The following is a 23,875-nucleotide window of genomic DNA, read 5'->3' as shown; positions in this document are numbered from 1 at the left end:
CCCGTCGAATCACACAAGGCAAGCCGCGAGCCACAGATAGAGCGCGACGCTGTCGTCGGTGAAGCGGAAATCGCGGCCGCCGTGCGATTGATCCGCCGCCAGCACCCCGGCTTCGACCGCGCGCGCGATCACCATCGCGCGCTTCGTGTCGCTCGGGCTGCCGCCGTGGACCATGCCGAAGTTGCGCAGCCCTTCCTGCGCCAGCGGCGCCACCGCCTCGGGGGGCACGTCGGCAAGCAGCACCCTGAGGTGCAACTGGCTCGCCGGCCCCATCCGCACCTTCACCTCGCCCAGCGCGCGCTTGATCCCGCTGTGGACGTCGCGCGTCTCGACCTCGGTCGAATCGCGATCGAGCGCATCGCTCGCAGCATATTGCGCGACGAGACCCGCGACATAGGGCGAACCCTGCGCCGCGTTGACGACATCGTCGCGCGCCTCGTCGGTGAAGGTCAGATCGCTGGCGCCCTCGCCCATATGGATCAGCTCGCGCACCTCGTCGTCGGCCATCCCGGTCACCGGGATCCCCGCCACGTTGCGGCGGATCGAGGGGATATGCTCGAGCAGTTCGTTGAGGTTGCCGGCGACCCCGGCGATCACGATCTGCACCGGGATCGACTGATCCGACAGATTCTTGATCAGCTCGGCGATCGAGCGCTTGAAATCGATCGACTGCACGCGATCGAATTCGTCGAGCATGATCAGCACCCGCGTACCCGAAAGCCGCGCGAGGCTTTCGCTGATCCGCACCGGGGTCAGCGTCTGTTCGGGCAGCAGATCGGCGAGCGTGCCGCCGCGTTCCGCCTCCTCGGACGTGGGATCGAAATCGGCGTGGTAGAGCAGCGGGATATCCGCGGTGATCGCGCGGAAGATCGGATCGAATTCGGATGTCTCGCTGCACGAGGTGTAGCGCACGATATAACGCGCCTCGCGCGCCAGCCGCGAAAAGACGTGCAGCATCGAGGTCTTGCCCATGCCGCGATCGCCGAAGATCACCGCGTGGAGATTCTGTTCCTCCACCGCGCGGATCAGCGAGACCAACGTCTCCTTGCGCCCGGCGAAGCGCCGCTCGTCGCGCACCGGCTGCGACGGGGTGAAGGCGCGCTGCAGCTTCTGCCGGCGCTGATCGAGCTGGCGATCGCTGCGCGCGGGGCGGCTGGCATCGGCGGCGCTGCTGCGGAAACGCGGCAGCGGCGCGGCGTGCGCATCTTCAGGCAGCTCGGACGCCCGCCGAATCAGCGGGCCGGCGTGCGCCGGCACGACGAGCGCCACGCGCTCGGGCGGTGGGGCCGGCCGGCGGCCGAGCAGGAAATTCACGATGCGGGTCCAGATCATAACGCGTCCTGGATTGGCTGAGACGGGGCTGCGGCCAAGCACGCCGCGTACGAAAAAGGCGCGACGCGCCCGGCGGATCCGATCAGAAGCTGATCTTCGGCCGAAGGACGTAATAAATATAGGCGATCACCGCGACCAGCCCGGCGATCGCGACCACGACATATCCTTCGTTGCCGAGATAATTGACCACCGCGCAGCCGATCGCCGGCGGCGCATATTGCCACAATTTGTCGACCGGATTTTCCGCCGCCGACCGCTGCAGCAGCAGGACGACCAGGCCGGTGAAGACCATGAGCGTCAGCCAATCGAACGGGGTTTCCATCTAGCACCTCTGGATTCACGAAACGGCAATCAGCATTGGGACACCCGTCCAGCGTGTTGCAGCAAATTCAACACGCCTTAGCCCCGGGAGAGGAAATGGCTCGTTAACGGCGTCAACGCAAGTCGCAGCACTGCGTGCCTGTTTTCCTGGCCCTTTATACCACTATTCTTTCCGTCATTCCGGATCATCGCGCCTTGCGCGCGGCGAGCCTGGCCGCTTCGCCGTCGAGAAAAGCGATCAATTCGGATGGATCTGTCGTCGCCGCGACCGGCTGGCGCGCCCGCGCGCGCGCCAGCGCCGGGCCGAGCGGCTCGTCCGCGCCGACCACCTCGATCAGCCCGCGCTCGGCGAAGGCGGCGGTGATTTCGGCCTGATGATCGTCATAATGCTCGCCCAGCGCGAACAGCCGCGGCACCGCGATCACCCGGCAATGCGCGCGCAACGCGGTGATCAGCGAGCCGGTGCCGCCGTGGCATACGACGATATCGGCCTGGTCGAGCAATTGCTGCACCTCCTGGAACGGGATCGTCTCGACCGAATCGAGCCCCGCCGGCACATGCCCGCCGACCCCGCGCTGGAGCACGATTCGCTCGGGGATCTCCCCCGCCGCCTGCGCCTCCTCCACCAGCCGCACCAGCCGCTCGAACGGCAAGGTGGCGCCGACCGTCGCGAACAGCAGCGGCGCCTTTGCCGGCGGCGGCGTATCGAGCGATCGGAACGGATCGAACACCAAAGCGCCGCGCCATTGCCGCCCGCTTTCCGCCGATTGCGCGATGCGGACATGCGCCAGCCAGCCGGCGAGCCGCGCAAAGGCGGACGGGCGGGTGAAGCGTGCGAACGAATCGATCAGGATCACCCGCGCGCCGCGCAGCCGCGCGAACAGCATGACGAACAATTGCGATCCGGCGCCGGTGGTGATGAACAGATCGGGCCGGCGCCGCGCAATGATCTGCCACGAGGTGAAGATGCTGCGCCACGCCTCCGCGATCATCTGCCACGGCCGCCCCAGCTTGGCCTGGCCAAGCGCGAAATGCGGGACGAAGGCGGTATCCTCCTCGGCGGCGATCGAGCGCCCCAGCGCGGTATCCTCGGTGACGAAGAAGTGCGGATATTTCTCCCACACCGGCTTCAGGTCGAGGATCTGCCGGACATGGCCGCCGCCCGACGCCGCGAGGCAGATGAGCGGCTGGCGGGGGGCGTCGGCGTTCGGCAAGGGCAGTCTCCGCTGGCAAGGGAGGCCGTGCTAGCCGAGCATGCGGCGCGAATCGAGCCGTCCCCCGGCGCCGGATCACATGGCATGTGCCGGAATGACGCCGGATCGTTTGGAAAACTCCTCGACGCGCGGCGTATCGGGCGGCTAACGCTAAGGCATGAATGCGGCGCAGTCCCAAGAACCCGCTCGCACCAGCGGCGCTTCGCCCGAAGTGACGGTGATCATCGTCAGCTACAACACCCGCGATCTGACGGTGCGCGCGGTGGAGACATTGCTGGCCAATGCCGGCGACGTCGCGATGCGGGTGGTGGTGTTCGACAACGCCTCGTCGGACGGCAGCGCTGCCGCGGTCGCCGCCGCCTTCCCCGAGATCGAGACGATCGCGCACCCGGAAAATATCGGCTTCGCCGCCGCCAACAACCTCGTTGCCGAAACCGTGACGACGCCGTGGCTGTGCCTGCTCAACCCCGATACCGAGACGCATCCCGGCGCGATCGCCAATCTGCTCGCTTTCGCCAAGGCCAATCCCAAAGCGGGGATCGTCGGCGGCCGCACGGTGTTTCCCGACGGATCGCTCAACCAGGCGTCTTGCTGGCAGCGCATCACCCCGTGGAGCCTGTTCACCCAGACCAGCGGACTCGCCCGCGCCTTCCCGCGCTCGACCCTGTTCAACCCGGAGGCGATGGGCGGGTGGCAGCGCGACAGCGTGCGCGAGGTGGATATCGTCGTCGGCTGCTTCCTGCTGACCTCGACCGAACTGTGGCGGCGGCTCGGCGGGTTCAACCGGCGCTATTTCATGTACGGCGAGGATGCCGATCTGTGCCTGCGCGCGCGCGCATTGGGCTATCGCCCGATGATCACCCCCGATGCCGAGATCATGCATCTCGTCGGCGCGTCGACCGCCAAGCGCGCCGACAAGACCGTCGCGGTGATGCGTGCCAAGGCGACGCTGGTGCGCGATCACTGGGCGAAGCCGCTGGTGCCGCTGGGCGTCGCGCAATTGTGGATGTGGGGGCTCGCCCGCCGGCTGGGCGCGGTCACCACGCGCGAGCCCGAGGCGCGCGCGCGGCTGCTCCAGATCTGGGGGCAACGACGCGATTGGCTGGCAGGTTATTAAGCGCCTGTTCCGACACGGCCGCGCCGGCCCGCTCCCCCACCCCGCCTCCCGTCAGGATACGCTTGCGGGGGGCCGGGCGGGGGAGCGGACCGGTGCCGCGCGAAATGCGCGACGGGAGCATGTCGCCGAGGGGGGCGCGATGCCACTGATCCTGCATCTCAGCGCGGATTATCCGGATGCGATCCAGCCGGCCAAGACGCGCGTTATCGCCTCGTTGGTGGACGGGACCGCGGGCGATTTCACCCATCGCGTGATCTCGCTCAACCGCAGCGGCGGCGCGCGCGGCTGGCTGCGCCCCGGCGCGGTAGAGAAGGTTGCCGACGACGGCCGCATCGCAAGCTGGCGCTATGCCGCGCCGAGCCGCGGGGTCGCACTCGCCACCGCGATGCGGCGGGTCGCCGATACGATCCTCGCCGAGTTGAAGGCACGCGGCGAGCCGGTCGCCGCGATCCACGCGCACAAATTAAGCGTCGAGGCGCTCGCCGCGCAGCGGCTGGCGCAGCGGCTGGGGGTGCCGTTCCTCGTTACCTTGCAAGGCAATACCGACCAGAAGATCATCACCGCGCGCCCCGATCTCGCGCGGCGTTACCGGCGCATCTGGCACGAAGCGGCGACGGTGATCGCGTTCGCGCCGTGGATCGCGCGCTGGTGCGAGGCGAGGTTCGGCGCGCGCGCCAACCCGGTCGTCGACCTGCCGTGCATCCCGGCGAGCGAAACGGTGATCGCGCCGCGCGCGACACCGCCGCGCGTCGGCAGCGCGTTCCACCTGATGCACTGGCGCAACAAGAATGTCGCGACGCTGGCGCACGCCGTCGCCGCGCTGCAGCCGGCGCACCCCGAGGTGGCGCTGGAGGTCGCCGGCGGGGGCGATGCCGGCAGCGAGGCGGCGGTCGACGCGGCGTTGCGCCCGGCGGGCGCCCAGGCCCGGCGCATCGGCGCGCTCGATCCGGCGTCGCTGCAGCAATGGATGAACGGCTGCACCGCCTTCGCTTTGCCCTCGCGCCGTGAATCGTTCGGGCTGGTGTTCATCGAGGCGCTGCTCGCGGGATGCCCGATCGTCTATCCGCGCGGCGCCGCGATCGACGGCTATTTCGACGACTGCCCGTTCGCGCTGGCCGCCGATGCGCGCGATCCGGCGTCGATCGCGCGCGCGCTCGATCTGCTGATCACCGAGAGCGGCCCGCGCAAACAGGCGCTGGCCGAATGGCAGCAAAATGGCGGCACTTTGCCTTTCCGGCGCGACACGATTCTCGCACGTTACCGCGACACGCTGAACGGCGTGCTTCACGGAATTTACGATTTCGGGACGGAAAGGGCATGATTTCGGGTGAGCGTCGTCCTAGGATCCCGAAACAAGGCAAAAACTTCATTAAGCAGTAAGGTTGACGCGCTATCATCAGTGCGGGATTGCGCCTATAAACCGTTGTTCATTCTTATCCTTCAGGGGGGATGCTAAGAAGATGATGAAGAAAAGCGGCACAATTTCGATCCTTTTCGCCTGTGTCGCGCTCACGGCGTGCGGCAAGGGCGGCAGCGGTGGCGCGGCGCCGACCGGGCAGGTCGCGGCGACCGTCGACGGCAAGGAGATCACCACTTCCGAGGTCCGGCTCGAGCTCGGGCCGCTCGCGTCCGATCCGCAGGCCAGCGCGCGCGCGCAGCCGGCGGCGCTGCAGTCGATCGTCAACCGCAAGATCCTCGCCGACGCAGCCGTCGCGCGCGGGCTGGACAAGACCCCGACCGCGGCGATCACGCTGCAGAAGGCGCGCGACCTGACGCTGATCCAGCTGCTCGAGGAGAATGTCCGCTCGACGCTGCCGAAGGTCTCGCCCGACGAGGCCGCGGCTTATGTGCGCGACAATCCGCAGGCCTTCGCCCAGCGCCAGCTGATCTCGGTCGACCAGTTGATCGTCGGCTCGGTCAAGCCGGAGATCGTGCAGCAGATGGGGCCGCTCAAGACGATGGACGAGATCATCGCGCTGCTCGACAAGAACAAGGTGCAATATCGCCGCGGCGCCGCGGTGATCGATTCGCTCACCATCCCCCCCGATGCGGCGAAGCAGATTTCCAACCTGAAGATCGACGACGTGTTCGTTCTGCCGAACGGCAATGCGGTGATGGTCGCGCGAATCCGCGAGCGTCAGGCGCAGCCGATTTCGGGCGATCAGGCGAACCAGATCGCGAGCCAGATCCTCACCACCCAGCGCACCCAGAACATGGTCCGCGAGCAATTCGGCAAGATCATCAAGGAAGCGCAGTCGAAGGTGAAGATCAACGAGCAGTTCCAGACGAAGACCGCGCCTGGCGCCCCGGCCGCGCCGGCGGCGAATGCTGCGGTTCCCGCAAAGGAGAAATGATGTGGCAGGGCGCGTCGACACTCCCCCCGGGCGGTGCGTAGGTTATGGATTGGCGACGGTCGCGGCGATCGCTGTCGTCTGTCCGATGGCGGCGCAGGCGCAGAGCGCCTATGGTGCGCCGCCCGAGGGAATCCAGGTACAGGCGATCCTCGACGAGGTGCACGACAGCAACGTCGCGCGCTCGGCCGGCACGATCCTGTCGGGCAAGCGCTCCGACGAGCGCGTCACGCCCACGCTCAACGTGACGGTCAACAAGGCGCTCGGCCGCAATTCGCTGACTCTCAGCGGCTTTGCCGGCTATGATTTCTACCGCCGCAACAAGCAGCTGAACCGTGAGCGGCTTGGCCTCAACGCCGATCTCGGGCTGGTCGGCGGGCCGTGCTTCCTGCATCTGCGCCCCGGCTTCTCGCGCATGCAGAGCGATCTGGGCGACATCATCCCGATCTCGGCCGAGGGAGTCACCGACCGCCGCAGCGTGCGCAACGTCGCCACGACGCAGAGCTATGGCGCTGAAGTGCAATGCGGCAGCGCCAGCGGCTTCCGCCCGCTCGCCACGTTCGAGCATACCGCGGGCAACAACAGCGAAGTGCGGCGCCGCATCGCCAACTACCGCACCAATACCTATGGCGGCGGCCTCGCTTATGGCGATCCGATCTACGGCGAGGCGACGTTGCGCTTCACCCAGACGGATACCTCCTATCCCGATCGCCCGGCGATCTTCGGCCCCGCCAATTTCTCGACCAAGCGCATCACCTTCGACTATCAGCGCTCGATCGGTGCGGTGCTGACCGGCTCGGCGGGCATCTCTTATGTCATGGTGCGCCCCGACAACGGGGTCGCGACGCGCGATTTCAACGGTTTCGGCTGGCATGCCGAACTGAGCGCGGTGCCGACCCCCGATATGCATCTGCAGCTGGGCACCTCGCGCGACATCTCGCCGTCGCTCGGCAACGACGCGACCTATCAGATCAACCGCAGCTATAACGCGACCGCCGATTATGCGTTCAGCGGGCGGCTGCGCGCGAGCCTGACCGGCTCGATCCGGACGGTACGTTATTTCGGATCGCAGGGGTTGTTCGGGCCACCGCTGACCGATTCGCGCAACCATACGATCAGCCCGTCGCTGTCGTTCCTGCCGACGGACCGCCTGACCTTCACGCTGTACGGCGGCTATCAGGATCGCAAAACCAACAACACGCTTTATGATTATCACAGCTATTTCATCGGGCTTCGCACTTCCTTCACACTCTGAGCCGAGTAACGCAATCATGCGCCAGACTCTCTGCCTTCTCCGACGCCTCGCGCTCCTGCTGATCGCCTCGTTTGCGCTCACGCTCGCGCCAGGCATCGCCACCGCCCAACAGACGCAGATGTCCACCGGGCAAGCACCGCTGTCGACCGTCCCCACCGCGCCGCAGGCGGCGCCGGCGCGTCCGGCGGCCGATGCCGCGGGCAAGGACAAGCAGCAGAACAGCCTCGCCGACGGCTATGTCCTCGGCGTCGGCGACGTGATCGAGGTCTCGGTGCTCGGGCGCGAGGAATTCAAGCCGCGCGTCCAGGTGCAGGTCGACGGCACGATCCAGCTGCCGTACATCAAGTCGGTCCCGGCCGAGGGCAAGACGGTGCTGCAACTGCGCGAGGAAGTGCGCCACCGGCTGCAGCAGGGCGGTTACTATACCGATCCCGTCGTGAGCGTGATCGTCGCCAGCTATACCGCGCGCTACGTGACGGTGCTGGGCGAGGTGGGCAATCCCGGGCTGGTCCCGGTCGACCGCGCCTATCGCCTGTCGGAAATCCTCGCCCGCGTCGGCGGCCTGCGGCCGACCGGATCGGACGACGTGCAGATCCGCCGCGCCGACGGCAAGGAATTCAATTTCGACATGCGCGACATCGCCGGCGGCGGGCCTGACAAGGACATTTTCGTCGAACCGGGCGACAAGATCTATGTCGCCGCCGCAACGACCTTCTACATCTACGGCCAGGTCGCGCAGCCCGGCTCTTATCGCATCGACCGCGGGATGACGCTGCGTCAGGCGCTGGCCCGCGCCGGGGGGCTGACCCCGCGCGGTTCCGACAAAAAGGTCAAGCTGTTCCGCGACGGGAAGGAGATGGGCCGCATGAACCTTTCCGATCCGGTCAAGAACGGCGACACTATCGTCATCGGCGAGCGGTTCTTCTGAGCCGCCGTCGAGGGAGCATGTTCCCATGAGCTTCGTGCAATTCTTCCGTATCCTGTGGGCCCGCCGGTGGATCACCGTGCTGACCACGCTGACCTGCTTTCTCGGCGCGATGCTGGTCGCGAGCCTGTTGCCGGCGCGTTATCAGGGCAAATCGCGGCTGATCCTCGATATCGTCAAGCCTGATCCGGTCACCGGCGAGATGGTCAACGCCGGTTTCGCCAAGACCTATGTCCAGACGCAGACCGAGCTGATCAAGGATTATCGCATCACCGGCAAGGTGGTCGATGATCTGGGCTGGACCTCGTCGCCCGACATGGCCGCGGCCTATGCGCGCCGCTCGCCGGACGACAAGCGCGATTTCCGCCGCTGGCTGGCGCAGCGCATCTCGGACAATACCGAGGCGCAGCTGATCGATTTCTCCAACATCATGGAGATCCAATATACCAGCGATAACCCGGAAACCGCGGCGCGCGTCGCCGATGCGGTCCGGGCGGCCTATGTCAACGAGACGCTGGCGTTGCGCCGCGACGAAGCGGTCGAGAACGAGGCGTGGTTCCGCAAGCAGGCCGATCGCGTCCGCGCCGATCTCAACACCGCCGAGAAGAAGAAGAGCGACTTCGAAAAGGCCAACGGCATCATCCTGCAGGACAATAATGTCGACGCCGACACCGCCAAGCTCAACGCGCTCGCCGCGGCGCAGCCGGCGATCAACCTCGGGTCGATGGTGACCAATCCGGGGATCAGCCCCGCGCAGGCACAGCTCGAGCAGATCAATGCCTCGATCTCGAACACCGAGAAGGTGCTCGGGCCGAACAACCCCGATCTGATCGCACTCAAGAAGCAGCGCGACGCGCTGGCGCAGGTCGCCCGCGCCTCGACCCCGAGCGTCTCGCGCGGCCCGGCGGGTCCGTCGATCGCCGCGCTCTATTCGGAGCAGCAGCGCAAGGTGCTGGCGCAGCGCGGCAAGGTCGCCGAGGCGCAGCAGCTCGCCGCCGATGTCACGGTGTTGCGCGATCAATATGCCAAGACGGTGCAAAAGGCCGCCGACGAGCAGCAGAAGAGCGAATCGACGATCACCGGCCTGACCTTGCTCGGCAATGCGACCGAGCCGACCTCGCCGATCTTCCCGAAATGGCCGCTGGTGATCGCGGGCTCGCTCGGGCTCGGCTTCCTGTTCGGGTTGCTGTTGTCGATGCTGGTCGAATTGCTCGCCCGCCGCGTGCGCGGGCCGGAGGATCTCAACATCGCCGGGGTGCCGGTGGTCGGGATCATGGCCAGCAACGCCCCGCCGACCCGGCGCCGCCTGTTCCGCTGGAAACGGCACGAACCGGCGACGACCGCAGCTTATGGCGCCTGAATCATGACGATGCTTTCTTCAGTCGAGCGCACCGCCCCGGGCGGCGAAGGCGTGACGGACCTGACCGACGCGCATTTCACGCTCGCCCCGTCGCTGGTCATGCTCACCGATCCGACCGGTGGCCAGGCCGAATCGATCCGGGTGCTGCGCGCGCATGTCGTCGCCAAGCATCTGCGCGAGGGGCGGCGATCGCTGGCGATGACCGGCCCGTCGGCGGGCGCGGGGTGCAGCTTCGTCGCCGCCAATCTGGCGGTGGCGCTGTCGCAGACCGGCGCCAGCACGCTGCTGATCGACGGCAACATGCGCGCGCCGGGGCTGGAGGAATATTTCGCCCCGAGCAACCCGCGCCCCGGGCTGTCCGATTGCCTGACCAATCCCGACATCGCGTTCTTCGATGCGGTGCATGAAGCGGTTCTGCCCAATCTCGCCTTGCTGTTCGCCGGCGAGCCGCGCGAGGACGCATCGGAGCTGCTGAGCAGCGCGGCGTTCAAATCGCTGATCGAAAGCTGCATCCGCGATTACGACATCGTGCTGATCGACACCCCGCCGGCGAACAATTACGCCGACGTGCGCCGCATCGCCGCGGTCACGCGCTATGCGATGGCGGTCGCCTGCCGCAACCAGAGCTATGTTCGCGACGTGCGCACACTGATCGACGAACTGACGTCGGACAAGGCGCAAGTGATCGGAACCTATTTGAATGTACGCTGACGCGCAGAGCACGGCCGCGTCGGGCGGCGGCAGCGGCGGCTCGATGCTCCGCCGGGCGTTGCGCATGCATTGGCCGCTGCTCGTCGGATTGCTGATCGTCGCGATCCCGTCGCTGATCACGCTCGGCCGCCAGACCTGGTCGACCGAGGCCGGCGCGCACGGCCCGATCGTGCTCGCGACGGGGCTGTGGCTGCTCAGCTACAATAAGATCGACCTGATCCACGCCGGCCGCCAGCCGTGGTGGACCTGGCTGCCGCTGGCGGCAGCGCTGCCGGTCTATGCCTTTGGCCGGGCGTTCGATTTCCTCTTTATCGAGGTGTCAGCGCTGTATCTCATCTTCATCATCGGGATGGTGCAGCTCGCCGGCATCAGCGAGGTGCGGCGCAACCTCTTCGCCTTATTCTATCTCGCCTTCATCATTCCGCCGCCGGGCTGGGTGCTGGATACCCTCACCTCGCCGCTGCGCGAGTTCGTCTCCTATATCTCGGTGGCGATCCTCCAGCCGATGGGCTTTCCGATCGAGCGCTCGGGCGTGTCCTTGACGATCGCGCAATATCAGCTGCTGGTCGAGGATGCCTGCGCGGGGATGAACTCGATCACCGGGCTCACCGCGATCAGCCTGTTCTACATCTATCTGATGCACCGCGCGTCGTGGCGCTATGCCTTGGTGCTGGTCGCGCTGATCATCCCGGTCGCGGTGTTCGTGAACATCCTGCGGGTGATCGCGCTGATCCTGCTGACTTATTATTACGGCGACGCGGTGGCGCAGGGCTTCATGCACGTCACCACCGGGATGGTGCTGTTCGCCTTCGCGGTCGCCAGCATCTTCCTGATCGATCGGATGATGCAGGCGGTGCTGGCGCGCTGGCACGTCAAATCGGAGGCGACGGCATGATCGAGCGCCGCGAGTTCCTGTTCGCCGGCGGCTGCGCCGCCGCGCTCGGCGTGGGCGAATGGATGCGCCCGCGCAAGCTGACGCTGTTGCTGCCCGAGAACGAGAAGCTCACCAACGTCATCCCGCTGCAATTCGCCGGCTGGAAGGCGGGCGGCGGCGGCGACATCGTCCTGCCCGACCTCAAGGACAGCCTGGCGGCGAAGCTCTACAGCGAGCGCGTCGCGCGATCCTATCGCCGGATGAGCGGCGACGAGGCGCAGGACGTGATGCTGCTCGCCGCTTACGGCCGCGCGCAGAGCGACGTGCTCCAGCTCCATCGCCCGGAGAAATGCTATCCGGCGACCGGTTTCGCGATCACCTACAGCAAGCTCTATCAACTGCCGCTGCCCAATGGCGTGACCGTGCCGGCGGTGCTGCTGACCGCGGAGATGGGATCGCGGGTCGAGGACATCCTCTACTGGACGCGGCTCGGCGAGATGCTGCCGCAAACCTATAGCGACCAGCGCTGGGCGCGCTTCACCACCGCGTGGAACGGCTTTATCGCCGACGGCGTGCTGATGCGCGCCTCGATGATCCGCACCGGCGATGCGCCCGGGTTCGACACGCTCAGCGAATTCATGCGCGACATGATCATGGGCACCCGCGCCAACCGCCGCTCGACGATGATCGGCGATACGCTGGCGCAGCGGCTGGCCTGAGGCGCTGCGCCGCCGATACGTCTCACCCGGCGCGCCACGCCTCATTGAGCCGCGCCGCGAGCGTCTCGAGGAACGGATAGGGGTTTTCCGCCAGATAGTCCGGCCGGTGCGACCGTCCGCGCGCGCCGATCGTCGGATCGCGCTCGAACCGCTCGCACGCATCCGCCAGCGCCGCCGCGATGCTATCGGCACGGATGTCGTCGAGCGCGACGATATTGTCATGCGCGGCGCCGAGCGACTTGAACGCATAATCGCTCGTCACCGTCAGCACCCCGAAATGCGCCATTTCGAGCGGCGGGTAACTGGGATGCGGCGAGGCCATCAGCGATAGCCCGACCGCGGTGCCGCGCAGCATCGCGGCATAATCCTCGAGCGAAAGCTTGCCCGCCGCGCGCAGCTCGATGCCGTTGCCCAGCGCGAGCGGGCGGTGCGGCGCGCCGGCCGAGACGACGTCCCATTGCGCCGCATGCGCGTAGCTTCCGGCCCAGGCGCGCAGCCCCGCGATCACCGCGGGGAAGCAGTTGCGCGGCACGCCGGGCCGGCCATAAACCAGCATCCGCCGTTCGCGCGGTGCCGCGCCGTCGGGAAGGAAGGGGCGCAAGGCGGCGGAGAGCGTCGGCTCGATCACGAACTGTTCGGCCGGCGCGATGCCGAGCGCGCCGACATAAGCGGCGAGCTCGCTGCTATTGTAGATCGCCCACCATTGCCCCTCCCCCTTCAGCGCGCGCCACGCGACGAGATGGGTGGAGGAGAAAGGGTAGAAGCCCGGCTCGAAATCCTGGCAGATATAGAGATAGGGCGCGGCGCGCCCGCCCGCCGCTGCGGCCTGCGCGGCGACGAGCTCCCGGATGTTGAGCACCGTCCACCAATTATAGGCGATGAAGATGTCGCGCGCGCCGACGCTCACCGCCGGCCGGTCGTCGCGCCGCGGCACGATCGCGATCCGCGCGGGATCGACGCCGACGCGCCGGCTCGCGGCATCGACCACCGAACGGTCGGGCGCCAGATCGAAATCGTCGAGGATGATCCGCGCGCGCGCGCCCGTGGCGGCGACGAGGCGCAGATAGAGATCCAGCCCGGTCAGCACCCCGCCGAACGCGGCGGACGGGGCGATGCTGGGGATGACCAGATTGAGCCGCGGCGAATCGTCCGTATCGCGTGACACGCTATAACCGTGCAGCGTCCGTTCCTCTTGCGGTGGATTGCTCAGCAATCCGCGCGCCGCAGCCACCACCCGATGAAGCGACCTCGGCGTGTGCCGCTTGAACCTTTCGCGCAGGATACCCATCACTCATTCTTAGCCGGTGATTCATCGTGTGACACCCTCAGCGTGTCTGATCGGACACACAGCCGGGCAAAAACCGCATTATCCGCACCAGATTAACGGGGCCGCAAACGGATGATGCGATTGGCGATGCACCGGGTTAGATGAGGAGCACGGAACATGAGGTCCCGTTTAAATACGCTTGCCTTTTGCTGCCTCTTTCCGGCGATGCTCGCCGGTGGCGGCGCGGCAGTCGGCACAACCACGACGACGACCACCACGATGGTCAACGCTTCCACCGGCGCCGACGTCAGCGCCGCCGAATGGAAAGCGCTGGTCACCGCCGCCAAACCCGGCACGACGATCTATCTCGGCACGCGCCATGTGATCTTCACGCGGATTCGCGGCGTCCACGATATCACGATCAAAGGCGGCGAATTCGGCCCGATCACGCTCGATCAGTGGCAGAATGTCACCTTCGACAGCACGCGTTTCAACGCGCGGACGAGCGAACGGACCACCGGCCCCTATATCGACGCCTATACGCCGCAGGGGCTGACGTTCCGCAACACCACCTTCATCGGCTGGGTCAACAGCACCACCGGGGCGCTCGCCGGCTATTCGCTCAACATCCGCGGCGGCAGCAACGTTTCGGTGCTCGGATCGACCTTCCGCGACATGGCCAATTTCATGACGTTCATCCGCACGACGAACGTCAATGTGCTCGACAATGATTTCACCAATATCCGCGAGGGCGTACGGCTCGTCGGAACGACCAACGGGTTCATCCTGCGCAACCGGATCGGGCCGTTCAAGCCGGCGACCGGCGATCACGCCGACTGCGTGCAGTTCTTCACCGCCGGCCTGACGCTGGCGACCGACCACGCCGCCTATAATTCGACCGTCACCGACAATCTCATGCTGTCATCGGGCGCGGGGCGGTCGCAGGGTATCTTCGTCCGCGACGAAGCGAATTTGTGGCAATCGGGGCGCGGCTATAACGGTTTGACGATCATCAACAATTTGCTGATCGGCACCGGCTGGCACGGCATCGCGCTCGGCGCTGGCGCCACCAATGTGACGATCACCAACAATCGCCTGTGGCTACGCGTCGGCGGCGACACGGTGACGGACAATTGGGTGAAGCTGGACAGCGATACCGCAACCTCGCTGACGACCAATCAGGCCGGCAGCTTCCTGCTGACGGGCAAATATCAGACCAGCGGCAACATCATCAACAAGACCCCGCCGAGCCTCACGCAGATCAATTCGCTCGTCAATGCCTGGCAGACGACGTTCCGACCGGGGAAAAGCTATCCGCCGGTAACCTGAACGCGGGATGCGGGGCCACGCCACCGCAGCATCCCGCCGACCAGCCCGAAGCCGAGGATCAGGTAAAGCCAGGTCCCCGGCTCGGGAACGTCGGATCCCAGGAGAAGGTCGATCAGCGTCCGCTGACGCGGCTGCGCAGCCGCCGCGGGCCCGCCGATCTCGGTCGCGGGCAACCGGAAATTGAGCAACCGCTCGACCGAGGCGCCTTCGGGCAAGTTGAGATGGATCGCCATTGCCTGCGCGAACACCGCATCGTTGGTGCGTGCGGTCGCGGTTCGCCCCGCCATTCCCGCCTGCTCGGCGGCGATGCGCGCCGCCTGTTCCATTTCGCCCCATACCGATCCGCGCGCCGCCACCTGGTCGCGATCCTCCACCGTTTGATCCGATTGCCACTGCATCGTGGCCGGATCGACGTAGACGACCGCCGCCCGCGCCGGCACAGGCGATGCGAGCAGCGCCGTCATCAGCACCCCCTGCACCATTGCCGCCGCCTTGCCCACGCGCGCTTCCTCCTTGCCGGTATGGAATAGCACGATAATTAGCCTTCTTTGCAGCGCAGCACAAAATCAAATGTACCAACGCGGGGCAGTCCATCGGCCGTTTCGGGCGCTCGACCGCGCCACCGGGACGATATGCCGCGCGCCGCCGGCGAGCGGCGCTTGTACCCCGGCGGCGCGAATGGCAATGAATGACCGCGTATCGTCGCGCGCGGCCTGACCGGCGCCTGCAATCCGGAACCCGAGTGAACGCTACAACCCGTCTTGTCCCCACCGCCAACAACCTGACGCTGGTCCGCTTGGTGCTCGCCTCCGCGGTGATCTGGTCGCATTGCGTCTGGCTCGTCACGGGATCGGACATGAACGACCCGACGGTGATGCTGTTCGGGCAGCCGACCTCCGACTTCGCGGTCGACGGCTTTTTCTTTCTCAGCGGCTTCCTCGTGTACAACAGCTTGTTGCGGCGCGGCAGCCCGTGGGATTTCGCGCGCGCGCGGCTCGCGCGGCTGTGGCCCGGGCTGGCTGTCTCGGTGCTCGTCGTCACCGTGGCGGGCTATTTCATCGCCGGATTGCCGCTCGACCAATATCTGCGCGGCGATACCACGCGCTTCATCGTCGGCAATCTTTCGCTGACCAAGGGCCAATATACGCTGACCGGGGTCGCCGCTGCGGGCAAGGCGGTGACCATCAACGGGTCGCTATGGACGATCCCGTGGGAGGTGCGCTGCTATGTCATTCTGTTCCTCGCGGCGCTGCTGTCGCTGGCGCGGCCGATGCGGATCGTCCCGCTGCTCCTGCTGCCGTCGCTGATTTTCGCGCTGCTCTTCCATCTGCCGCCGATCCAGCATTGGGCGGGGCAGCATCTCAGCCCCGGGATCGTCTACAATCTGACGATTTTCGATCGGCTGTGGACGATGTTTGCGCTCGGCACCGCGGCGCTTGTCGTCTGGCCCTATCTGCGCCTGTCATGGTCGGTCGCGATCGCCGGGGTCGTCGTGCTGGCGCTTAGCGTCCAATATTTCCCGATTCCGCACCTCGTCAGTCTCGTCACCGGCTATTGCGTCTTGTGCGCCGGCTTCCTGACCGGCACCGGCTCCGCACGCTGGCCCGATTATAGCTACGGCATGTACATTTATGCCTTTCCGGCGATGATGGCGGTCCATGCGTTGTTCCCGACGCATTCGGCCGTCTTGCTCGCGCTGCTCACCGCCTGTGCCACGCTGCCGCTGGCGATGCTGTCATGGCATTTCGTCGAGCATCCGGTGCTCGAGCTGGTCAGGAACCGCCGGCGCCCCGCACCCGGCCTCCAGGTCGCGCCGGCGATCGAGCCCGGGCAATGACCGCATCGCTTCCCGATTCGGCGGCGCCGTCACCGGCGCCGCAGGTCAGCGGCCGCGCGGCCAGCGGCGCTTCGTTGCTGATGGTCGTCAACCTCATGTCGCGCGGGATCGGCATCATCAGCACCGCTGCGCTCGCGCGGCTGCTGACGCCGAACGATTTCGGCATCGTCTCGCTGGCGATGATCGTGGTCGAGTTCGCACAGATGCTGACCGACTTTCAGCTCACCAATGCGCTGGTCCGCTCGCCGCGGCGCGACGAGCATCTCTATGCCACCGCCTTCACGCTGGGGGTAATGCGCGGGGTGATCACCGCTGCGGGGATCGCGCTCGCCGCGCTGCCGGCGGGGGTGATGACCGGCAACGATCACGTCCGCAACGTGTTGCTGGTGCTCGCGCTCCAGCCGCTGATCGACGGCTGGCGCAGCCCGCGCATGGTCGATTACATCCGCGACATCGATTTCTCGCGCGAGGCGGTGGTCACGATCGTCGGGCGCATCGTCGCGGTGGCGATCATGGTGCTGCTCGCCGCGCTGACCCACAGCTATTGGGCGCTCGTCAGCGGCACGATCGTCGCCAGCCTGACGATGACGATCATGACGCATGTCATGCGGCCGTTCCGCCCGCGCTTCGAATTGCGCGATTATCGGCTATTCCTCGGCTTCGGCGGCTGGATGTCCGCCGCCGCGATGACCAACTATCTGAGCTTCAAGCTGGATTCTCTGATCGTCGCCGGGCGGTTCGGTGTTGCGCGGCTTGGCCAATATAATCTCGGCATCCAGATTTCGGGGATCCTCACCAGCCAGCTCGCCTGGGCGCTCCAGCGGGCGATCTTCTCCGCGCTGTCGACGATCAGCGACGATCTCCCGCGCCGGCTGCGCGCTTATGCCACCGCGCAGACCGCGATGGTCGGGGTGCTGCTGCCAATCGGGGTCGGCATGGTGCTGGTCGCGCATGAGGCGATCATGGTGATCGCCGGCCCGAAATGGACCGACGCGATCGTCGTGCTGCGCTTCGTCGGGCCGCCGATGGCGTTCGGCGGGCTGATCGAATCCGCGCAGGCGCTGCTGATGGTCGAGGGGATGACGCGCACGCTGTTCCTCCGCAACCTGCTGACCTTCGCGATGCGGCTGGCGCTGCTGTGGGGCGGGCTGATGCTGGGCGGCTTTACCGGGATGCTGATCGGGCTGACGATCGCGGGCTTCCTCTATGTCCTGCTGACGCTCCAGCTCGTTTCGCGGCATTTCCACGTTTCGCTGATCGCGCCGTTCGTCAACGCCTGGCGCAGCTTCGTCGCGGCGGCGGTGATGATCGTCGCCGTGCTGGCGCTGGATATTGCGCTCGGCGCGCCGGGCCACGATTTTAGCCGTAACCTTCTCGGGCTGGTCGCCAAGTCGGTACTCGGCGGGGGCGCTTATGCCGGAACGCATCTGCTCTTGTGGCGTCTCTCGGGGCAACCCGCTGGCTTCGAGCGGTTCGTGCTCGATTTCGCGGGCCGGCTGGTGCGCACGGTCGGCGGGCGGCTGCGCATGCGCCGCGAGGCGACGGAATGAGCGCGATGCATCAAATCGGCGCCAGTCTTGTTAACCCTTTTCTTTTAACGACCGTCGCGTCATCGAAGGTGACGAAGGGCGCAGAAAAGGGGCGCGCCGCGCCACCCCGCCGGGATGTGAGTAAGCACGGGTGAAGATCAGAGGCAGGTTCTTCAGACGACGGCAACGAGCGATCGCGCGTCCGATCCTGGGGAGCTATACCTCGCCGGGCTTCTGGCAGCGTCATCGCATCAAATTGCTGCTGCTGGTTTCCGGCTATTCGTGGTTCGTCGGCATGTTCTTTGCCATCACGACCACCTATTTCCTCGTACCCCTGGTGGCACCGCTGGCGCTGCTGGCCGGGCTGGTGATCTGGCTGCTCCCCGATGTCGGGCGAGCGCCGACCAAATTGATGTCACAGCTGCTGTTCGCATTTGTCGCGGTGCTGCTGTGCTGGCCCAATTACATCGGGATCGATTTCCCGGGCCTGCCGTGGATCACGTTGCTGCGGCTGGTTTCGCTCCCGCTCGGCGTGGTGCTGCTCGTCAGCCTGTCGATCTCGGCGCAATTCCGTCGCGAATTGTCCGAGACGCTCGCCGCGGTGCCGGTGGTGCCGTGGCTGCTCGGCGCATTCGGCGCGCTCGCCTTCCTCACCGTCTTCTGGTCGACCGACGTCGGCTATTCGGCGAACAAGTTCAGCGTGGCGATGTTCAGCTGGTTCGCGCCGTTCTTTGCCGCGGTCTATGCCTTCCGCCAGCCGGGGCGGCTCGTTTGGCTCGGCCGGCTGCTCTGGGGGATCACGCTCCTGGTCTGCGCGCTCGCGGTGGTCGAGGCGCATATGCAGAAGGTGCTGTGGTCCGGCCATCTCCCGCCGCTGCTTTCGATCCAGGACGACACGGTGACGCGCATCCTGTCGGGCGCGATACGGAGCGCGACCGGCAAATACCGCACCGTCGCGACCTTCTCCACGCCGCTGGGCCTTGCCGAATATCTCGGGCTGGCCGCGCCGTTCGTGCTGCATTTCGCGCTCGTCGCGAAACGACCGATCACCCGCGTGATCGCGGCCGCCACCTTCCCGCTGATGTTCTACGTCGTCGCCCAGACCGATTCGCGGATGGGGATGATCAACATGTTCGTGGCGGCCCTGCTCTATCTGTTCTTCTGGAGCCTGCGCCACCGCCAGACCAACCCCGAAAGCCCGATCGGCACCGCGCTGCTGGTGGGTTATCCCGTGATGGCATTCGGCTTTTTGCTGTCGACCTTCTTCGTCGGCAAGATCCGCCACCTCGTGTGGGGCGACGGCTCGCAGCAATCCAGCAACGACATGCGGATGGAGCAGCTCAACGTCGGCATCCCCAAGATTCTCAATCGACCGTGGGGCTGGGGGATGGGCCGTGCGCCCGAGACGCTGGCGCTCGATTCGATCGACAATTTCTACCTGACGGTCGGGCTGGAATACGGCCTCGTCGGGCTGGTGCTGTTCTTCGGGATGATCGCGGCGGCGATCTGGGCCGGCGTGCGTCGCGCGATCCGCTTCCCCGAAGGGGAATTGGGGATGATGGTGCCGCTGATCATCTCGCTGATCAACTTCCTGATCGTGAAGACGACGCTGAGCCAGCAGGATTCGCACGGGCTGGTGTTCGTGATGCTCGGGGCGCTGGTGGCGGCGTGCTGGCGCTACGATCAGCAGAATAAACCGGCCGCCGACTGAGGCGTTGAGCCGAATGCGCGGGATACGTCCCGCCTCCGCCGGCCACGCATGACGGAGAGATCGAGCGCCGCGCTCCGCGCGGTCGGCTCGCCACGTATTTTTTTGTTAAATCAGCGCGTAAATCACGCCGCCGATCACCGCCCAGAGCGCGATCGAGGCGCCGACGATCGTCGCGACGCGCAAGGTCAGCGAGAGCTTCTCGTTCGCCGGGCGGCGCGCCCCTTCGGTGCCGAACGCCTCGAGCAGGCGCCCGTGCAGCTCGCGCACGGGCGAATCGCCGCCGTCGCCCGCGATCCAACGCGGTTCGGGCAGCGAAACCTGGCGCGGCTCTCGCGCATAGTCCTGGCGTCGTGCGGGCTGAGGCATGGAATTCTCCCTGCCTCCAATATGCCACGCTTCGTCTTAACGACTTGTAAAGGTCGGCACCCCGCGCCGTAAAATTTTCGCAAGCCTCATGGGATGAGCCGTTCGATGATCAGGTCGGCCGCCGCCTCCGGGGTCATGCCGGTGGTGTCGATCCGCATATCCGGATCGAGCGGCGGTTCATAAGGCGAATCGATCCCGGTGAAATTCTTGAGCTGCCCGCTGCGCGCCTTGGCATAGAGCCCCTTCACGTCGCGCGCCTCGGCATCGGCGAGCGGGGTGTCGATGAAGATCTCGAGGAATTCGCCCGGTGCCATCATGTCGCGCACCATCTGCCGCTCGGCGCGGAACGGCGAGATGAACGCGGTGATCACGATCAGCCCCGCATCGGTCATCAATTTCGCCACCTCGCCGATGCGGCGGATGTTCTCGACGCGATCGGCGTCGGTGAAGCCGAGATCCTTGTTGAGCCCGTGGCGGACATTGTCGCCGTCGAGCAGGAAGGTGTGGCGGTTCATCCGCACCAGTTTCTTCTCGACCAGATTGGCGATCGTCGACTTGCCCGCGCCCGACAGCCCGGTGAACCACAACACCATCGGCTGCTGGTTCTTGAGCCCCGAGCGCCGCTCGCGCGTTACGTCGAGCGCCTGCCAATGGACGTTCTGCGCGCGCCGCAGCGAGAAATGCAGCATCCCTGCGGCGACCGTCGCGTTGGTCAATTTGTCGATCAGGATGAACCCGCCGAGCCCGCGATTGGCCGCATAGGGCTCGAACACGATTCCGCGGTCGGTGGAGAGATTGGCGACGCCGATCGCGTTGAGATCCAGCGTCTTCGCCGCCAGATGCTCCATCGTGTTGACGTTGACCTGATATTTCGGGTGCTGGATGCTGGCGGTGACGGTCTGCGTGCCGAGCTTGAGCCAATAGGGCCGGCCGGGGAGCATTTCCTCGTCCGCCATCCACACGATCGTCGCCTCGAACTGGTCGGCAACCTCGGGCGGCGCGTCGGCGGCGGCGATCACGTCGCCGCGCGAGCAATCGATCTCGTCGGCGAAGGTCAGCGTCACCGACTGGCCGGCGACCGCCCGATCGAGATCGCCGTCGAGCGTCACGACCCGCGCAACCTCGGTCGTCTTGCCCGAGGGGAGCACGCGGACGCGATCGCCGGGGCTGACCGCCCCGCTCGCCACCAGCCCCGAAAAGCCGCGGAAATCGAGGTTGGGGCGGTTGACCCATTGCACCGGCAGCCGGAATGGCTTGGCCTGATCCCGCTCGGCATCGAGCTCGACCGTCTCGAGATGCGCGACGAGCGACGGCCCGTGATACCAGGGCGTGTTGGCGCTGGGGGCGGTGATATTGTCGCCCTTGAAGCCGGAGATCGGCATGGCGACGAAATCGCCGATCCCGATCTCGCCGGCGAAGGCGCGGTAATCGGCGACGATCGCGTCGAAGGTCGCCTGATCGTAACCGACCAGATCCATCTTGTTCACCGCCAGCACGATATGGCGGATGCCGATGAGGTGCGCGAGATAGCTGTGCCGCCGCGTCTGGGTCAGCACGCCCTTGCGCGCGTCGATCAGGATCACCGCGAGATCGGCGGTCGAGGCGCCGGTCACCATGTTGCGGGTATATTGTTCGTGGCCGGGGGTATCGGCGACGATGAACTTGCGCTTCTCGGTCGCGAAGAAGCGATAGGCGACGTCGATCGTGATGCCCTGTTCGCGCTCGGCGGCGAGCCCGTCGACCAGCAAGGCGAAGTCGATCTCCTGCCCCTGCGTACCCACCCGCTTCGAATCCGATTCGAGCGCGGCGAGCTGATCCTCGAAGATCATCTTCGAATCGTAGAGCAGCCGCCCGATCAGCGTCGACTTGCCGTCGTCGACGCTGCCGCAGGTGATGAAGCGCAAGAGCGACTTGTGCTGATGCCGATCGAGATAGGCGTGGATGTCCTCGGCGATCAGCTTATCGACCTGATAGGCGCTGTCCTGAATCGGCGCGGTCATCAGAAATACCCCTCCTGCTTCTTCTTCTCCATGCTGGCGTCGCCGGCGTCCTTGTCGATCGCGCGGCCCTGGCGCTCGCTGGTGGTGGTGAGCAGCATTTCCTGGATCACCTCTTCCAGCGTCGTCGCCTCGCTCTCCACCGCGCCGGTCAGCGGGTAGCAACCGAGCGTGCGGAAGCGGATCGAGCGCTCGACCGGGGTCTCGCCGGGCTTCAACGGGAAGCGATCGTCATCGACCATCAGGATCAAGCCGTCGCGCTCCACCGTCGGGCGCGGCGCGGCGAAATAGAGCGGGACGATCGGAATGTCGTTGAGCTGGATATATTGCCAGATGTCGAGCTCGGTCCAATTGGAGATCGGGAAGACGCGGATGCTCTCGCCCTTCGATTTGCGGGCATTGTAGAGGTTCCACAATTCGGGGCGCTGGTTCTTCGGGTCCCAGCGGTGGTTGGCCGAGCGGAAGCTGAACACGCGCTCCTTGGCGCGGCTCTTCTCCTCGTCGCGCCGCGCGCCGCCGAACGCCGCGTCGAAGCCAAATTTGTCGAGCGCCTGCTTGAGCCCCTCGGTCTTCCACATATCGGTGTGAAGCGGGCCGTGATCGAACGGGTTGATCCCGCGCGCTTCGGCCTCGGGGTTGTGATAGACGAGCAATTCCATCCCGCTCTCGCGCGCCATCCGGTCGCGCAGCTCGTACATCGCCTTGAACTTCCACGTCGTGTCGACATGGAGCAGCGGGAAGGGCGGCGGCGAGGGATAAAAGGCCTTGCGCGCGAGATGCAGCATCACCGCGCTGTCCTTGCCGACCGAATAGAGCATCACCGGCTTTTCGCATTCCGACACCACCTCGCGCAGGATGTGGATCGACTCTGCCTCCAGCCGCTGGAGGTGGGTGAGGGTTTGCTTATCGGTCGTCATGGGTGACGATCTGACCGATTCGCCTTTTCGCCAAACCTCCCATATGGGAGCAAAATGGCATTAAGCCGGATCGACGAGACCGAATTGCTCCTGCCGCTCTATGCGGGCGTACGCGACGAGCCGCATTGGGATATTTTTCTCGCCCGGTTGCGCCAGCGTGCGCGCGCCGATGCGGTGCATCTCGCGATCAGCCCGTTCGCGGCGACCTTGCCGCCGCCCTTGCCCCCGATCGCCCCCGATCGGCTGCGGCCGGATCGCGTCTATGCCGCCGCCGAGCTCGAGGAGGCGCCGCCCGGCGACCTGCGCATCATGCGCGTCGCGGAGCCGGGCGGGGCGAGCGCGGTGCTCGCGGTGTCGAGCGAGACGCGCGAATTCGCCGCGGCGGACAGCGCCTTGCTCTCCGCGATCGCGCCGCATCTCGCGGTCGCGCTCGCCGGGCTGGCGCAGGCCGAGCGCCAGCGGCTGCGGCTCGCGATCGCCGAGGATGCGCTGGCGCGCGGCGGCACCGGCTGGATCGCGTTCGACAGCGAGGCGCGGGTGATCGATTGCGACCCGGTCGCCGCGCGCGCGATCGCGGCGGTGCCCGGCCAGCGGCTGCGCATCGGCGACGCCGAAGCCGAGCGCGCCCTGGCGGCGCGCGCCGCGACCCCCGATGCGCCGCCGCGCGCGATCCTGCTTTCCGCCGCGCCCCGGCTCGAAGCGCTGCTGATCGCCCCGCCGGTCGCGCCGCCGAGCGGGGCGAC

The 23,875-nt window shown here is 66.4% G+C and carries 21 protein-coding genes and 1 pseudogene; 14 read left to right on the top strand and 8 right to left on the bottom strand.

Features of this window, described 5'->3' with window-relative positions; translation table 11 throughout:
- Positions 1-9: 9 nt before the first annotated feature.
- The 3 genes from NED98_RS21140 to welK form a co-directional block, all read right to left on the bottom strand.
- On the bottom strand, positions 10-1,332 hold the full coding sequence (locus NED98_RS21140; RefSeq protein WP_265314376.1) for an ATP-binding protein: 1,323 nt from the start codon (positions 1,330-1,332) through the stop codon (positions 10-12).
- 82 nt (positions 1,333-1,414) lie between these two features.
- Complete coding sequence (locus NED98_RS21135) at positions 1,415-1,654, bottom strand: XrtV sorting system accessory protein (protein WP_179513274.1); 240 nt, start codon at positions 1,652-1,654, stop codon at positions 1,415-1,417.
- A 184-nt stretch (positions 1,655-1,838) separates the two neighbouring features.
- Complete coding sequence (welK, locus tag NED98_RS21130; protein WP_265314375.1) at positions 1,839-2,867, bottom strand: beta-1,4-glucuronosyltransferase WelK; 1,029 nt, start codon at positions 2,865-2,867, stop codon at positions 1,839-1,841.
- 157 nt (positions 2,868-3,024) lie between these two features.
- Here welK and NED98_RS21125 point away from each other — a divergent pair, with 157 nt between their 5' ends.
- The 9 genes from NED98_RS21125 (at position 3,025) to epsI (ending at position 12,179) form a co-directional block, all read left to right on the top strand.
- Positions 3,025-3,984 carry a glycosyltransferase family 2 protein gene (locus NED98_RS21125; protein ID WP_265270121.1) on the top strand — a complete coding sequence of 320 codons (960 nt, stop codon included), beginning with the start codon at positions 3,025-3,027 and terminating at the stop codon, positions 3,982-3,984.
- 139 nt (positions 3,985-4,123) lie between these two features.
- Positions 4,124-5,305 carry a glycosyltransferase family 4 protein gene (locus tag NED98_RS21120; RefSeq protein ID WP_265314374.1) on the top strand — a complete coding sequence of 394 codons (1,182 nt, stop codon included), beginning with the start codon at positions 4,124-4,126 and terminating at the stop codon, positions 5,303-5,305.
- A 139-nt stretch (positions 5,306-5,444) separates the two neighbouring features.
- Entirely contained in the window at positions 5,445-6,338 is an 894-nt protein-coding gene (locus NED98_RS21115; protein ID WP_265270123.1) for a peptidyl-prolyl cis-trans isomerase, read from the top strand.
- Between the two features lies 1 nt (position 6,339).
- Positions 6,340-7,590: a porin family protein gene (locus tag NED98_RS21110; RefSeq protein WP_265270124.1), complete on the top strand. Its 1,251-nt coding sequence runs from the start codon at positions 6,340-6,342 to the stop codon at positions 7,588-7,590.
- Positions 7,591-7,606: 16 nt separating this feature from the next.
- Positions 7,607-8,518 carry an SLBB domain-containing protein gene (locus NED98_RS21105; protein ID WP_265314373.1) on the top strand — a complete coding sequence of 304 codons (912 nt, stop codon included), beginning with the start codon at positions 7,607-7,609 and terminating at the stop codon, positions 8,516-8,518.
- A 25-nt stretch (positions 8,519-8,543) separates the two neighbouring features.
- Positions 8,544-9,875 carry a GumC family protein gene (locus NED98_RS21100; protein WP_265270127.1) on the top strand — a complete coding sequence of 444 codons (1,332 nt, stop codon included), beginning with the start codon at positions 8,544-8,546 and terminating at the stop codon, positions 9,873-9,875.
- A gap of 3 nt (positions 9,876-9,878) precedes the next feature.
- The gene (locus tag NED98_RS21095) at positions 9,879-10,586 is read left to right on the top strand and encodes a CpsD/CapB family tyrosine-protein kinase (RefSeq protein ID WP_265270129.1); all 708 of its coding nucleotides are present in this window, start codon (positions 9,879-9,881) and stop codon (positions 10,584-10,586) included.
- Complete coding sequence (xrtV, locus tag NED98_RS21090) at positions 10,576-11,481, top strand: exosortase V (RefSeq protein ID WP_265270131.1); 906 nt, start codon at positions 10,576-10,578, stop codon at positions 11,479-11,481. The genes NED98_RS21095 and xrtV overlap by 11 nt, the downstream gene beginning before the upstream one ends.
- Positions 11,478-12,179, top strand: a complete 702-nt coding sequence (gene epsI, locus NED98_RS21085; RefSeq protein ID WP_265314372.1) for an exosortase-associated protein EpsI, V-type — start codon at positions 11,478-11,480, stop codon at positions 12,177-12,179. Before xrtV ends, epsI begins: the two co-directional genes overlap by 4 nt.
- Positions 12,180-12,201: 22 nt before the next feature.
- Here epsI and NED98_RS21080 read toward each other — a convergent pair whose 3' ends face one another.
- On the bottom strand, positions 12,202-13,344 hold the full coding sequence (locus NED98_RS21080) for a rhamnosyltransferase WsaF family glycosyltransferase (RefSeq protein ID WP_265314371.1): 1,143 nt from the start codon (positions 13,342-13,344) through the stop codon (positions 12,202-12,204).
- Between the two features lie 279 nt (positions 13,345-13,623).
- On the opposite strand from NED98_RS21080, the gene NED98_RS21075 reads away from it, so the two are divergent.
- Positions 13,624-14,775: a right-handed parallel beta-helix repeat-containing protein gene (locus NED98_RS21075; RefSeq protein ID WP_265314369.1), complete on the top strand. Its 1,152-nt coding sequence runs from the start codon at positions 13,624-13,626 to the stop codon at positions 14,773-14,775.
- On the opposite strand, the gene NED98_RS23320 is transcribed toward NED98_RS21075, so the two are convergent.
- Positions 14,757-15,308 (bottom strand): PEPxxWA-CTERM sorting domain-containing protein, encoded by a 552-nt coding sequence (locus tag NED98_RS23320; protein ID WP_265314367.1) that lies wholly within the window; start codon positions 15,306-15,308, stop codon positions 14,757-14,759. The genes NED98_RS21075 and NED98_RS23320 overlap by 19 nt on opposite strands.
- Before the next feature lie 209 nt (positions 15,309-15,517).
- Between NED98_RS23320 and NED98_RS21065 the strand changes: the two genes are divergently transcribed.
- From NED98_RS21065 to NED98_RS23315, 3 genes are all read left to right on the top strand, one after another.
- Positions 15,518-16,612: an acyltransferase family protein gene (locus NED98_RS21065; RefSeq protein WP_265270139.1), complete on the top strand. Its 1,095-nt coding sequence runs from the start codon at positions 15,518-15,520 to the stop codon at positions 16,610-16,612.
- On the top strand, positions 16,609-18,162 hold the full coding sequence (locus tag NED98_RS21060) for a lipopolysaccharide biosynthesis protein (RefSeq protein ID WP_265270141.1): 1,554 nt from the start codon (positions 16,609-16,611) through the stop codon (positions 18,160-18,162). Before NED98_RS21065 ends, NED98_RS21060 begins: the two co-directional genes overlap by 4 nt.
- A 130-nt stretch (positions 18,163-18,292) precedes the next feature.
- Positions 18,293-19,852 (top strand): O-antigen ligase family protein, encoded by a 1,560-nt coding sequence (locus NED98_RS23315; protein WP_265314366.1) that lies wholly within the window; start codon positions 18,293-18,295, stop codon positions 19,850-19,852.
- A gap of 105 nt (positions 19,853-19,957) precedes the next feature.
- Here the strand turns inward: NED98_RS23315 and NED98_RS21050 are convergent, their stop codons facing one another.
- The 3 genes from NED98_RS21050 to cysD form a co-directional block, all read right to left on the bottom strand.
- The gene (locus tag NED98_RS21050; protein WP_179513250.1) at positions 19,958-20,218 is read right to left on the bottom strand and encodes a hypothetical protein; all 261 of its coding nucleotides are present in this window, start codon (positions 20,216-20,218) and stop codon (positions 19,958-19,960) included.
- Positions 20,219-20,304: 86 nt separating this feature from the next.
- Positions 20,305-22,218, bottom strand: coding sequence for a sulfate adenylyltransferase subunit CysN (gene cysN / locus NED98_RS21045; protein WP_265314364.1), 1,914 nt, complete (start codon positions 22,216-22,218; stop codon positions 20,305-20,307).
- Positions 22,218-23,132: a sulfate adenylyltransferase subunit CysD gene (gene cysD / locus NED98_RS21040; RefSeq protein ID WP_265270148.1), complete on the bottom strand. Its 915-nt coding sequence runs from the start codon at positions 23,130-23,132 to the stop codon at positions 22,218-22,220. Before cysD ends, cysN begins: the two co-directional genes overlap by 1 nt.
- A gap of 54 nt (positions 23,133-23,186) precedes the next feature.
- Between cysD and NED98_RS21035 the strand changes: the two are divergent.
- Positions 23,187-23,875 (top strand): annotated as a pseudogene (locus tag NED98_RS21035) (hypothetical protein); the annotation flags it as partial.

It is taken from the genome of Sphingomonas lycopersici (genome assembly GCF_026130605.1).
Taxonomy (GTDB): Bacteria; Pseudomonadota; Alphaproteobacteria; order Sphingomonadales; family Sphingomonadaceae; genus Sphingomonas; species Sphingomonas lycopersici.
Note: the sequence above shows the minus strand (reverse complement) of the source record. Positions and strands in the feature narration are given on the sequence as shown.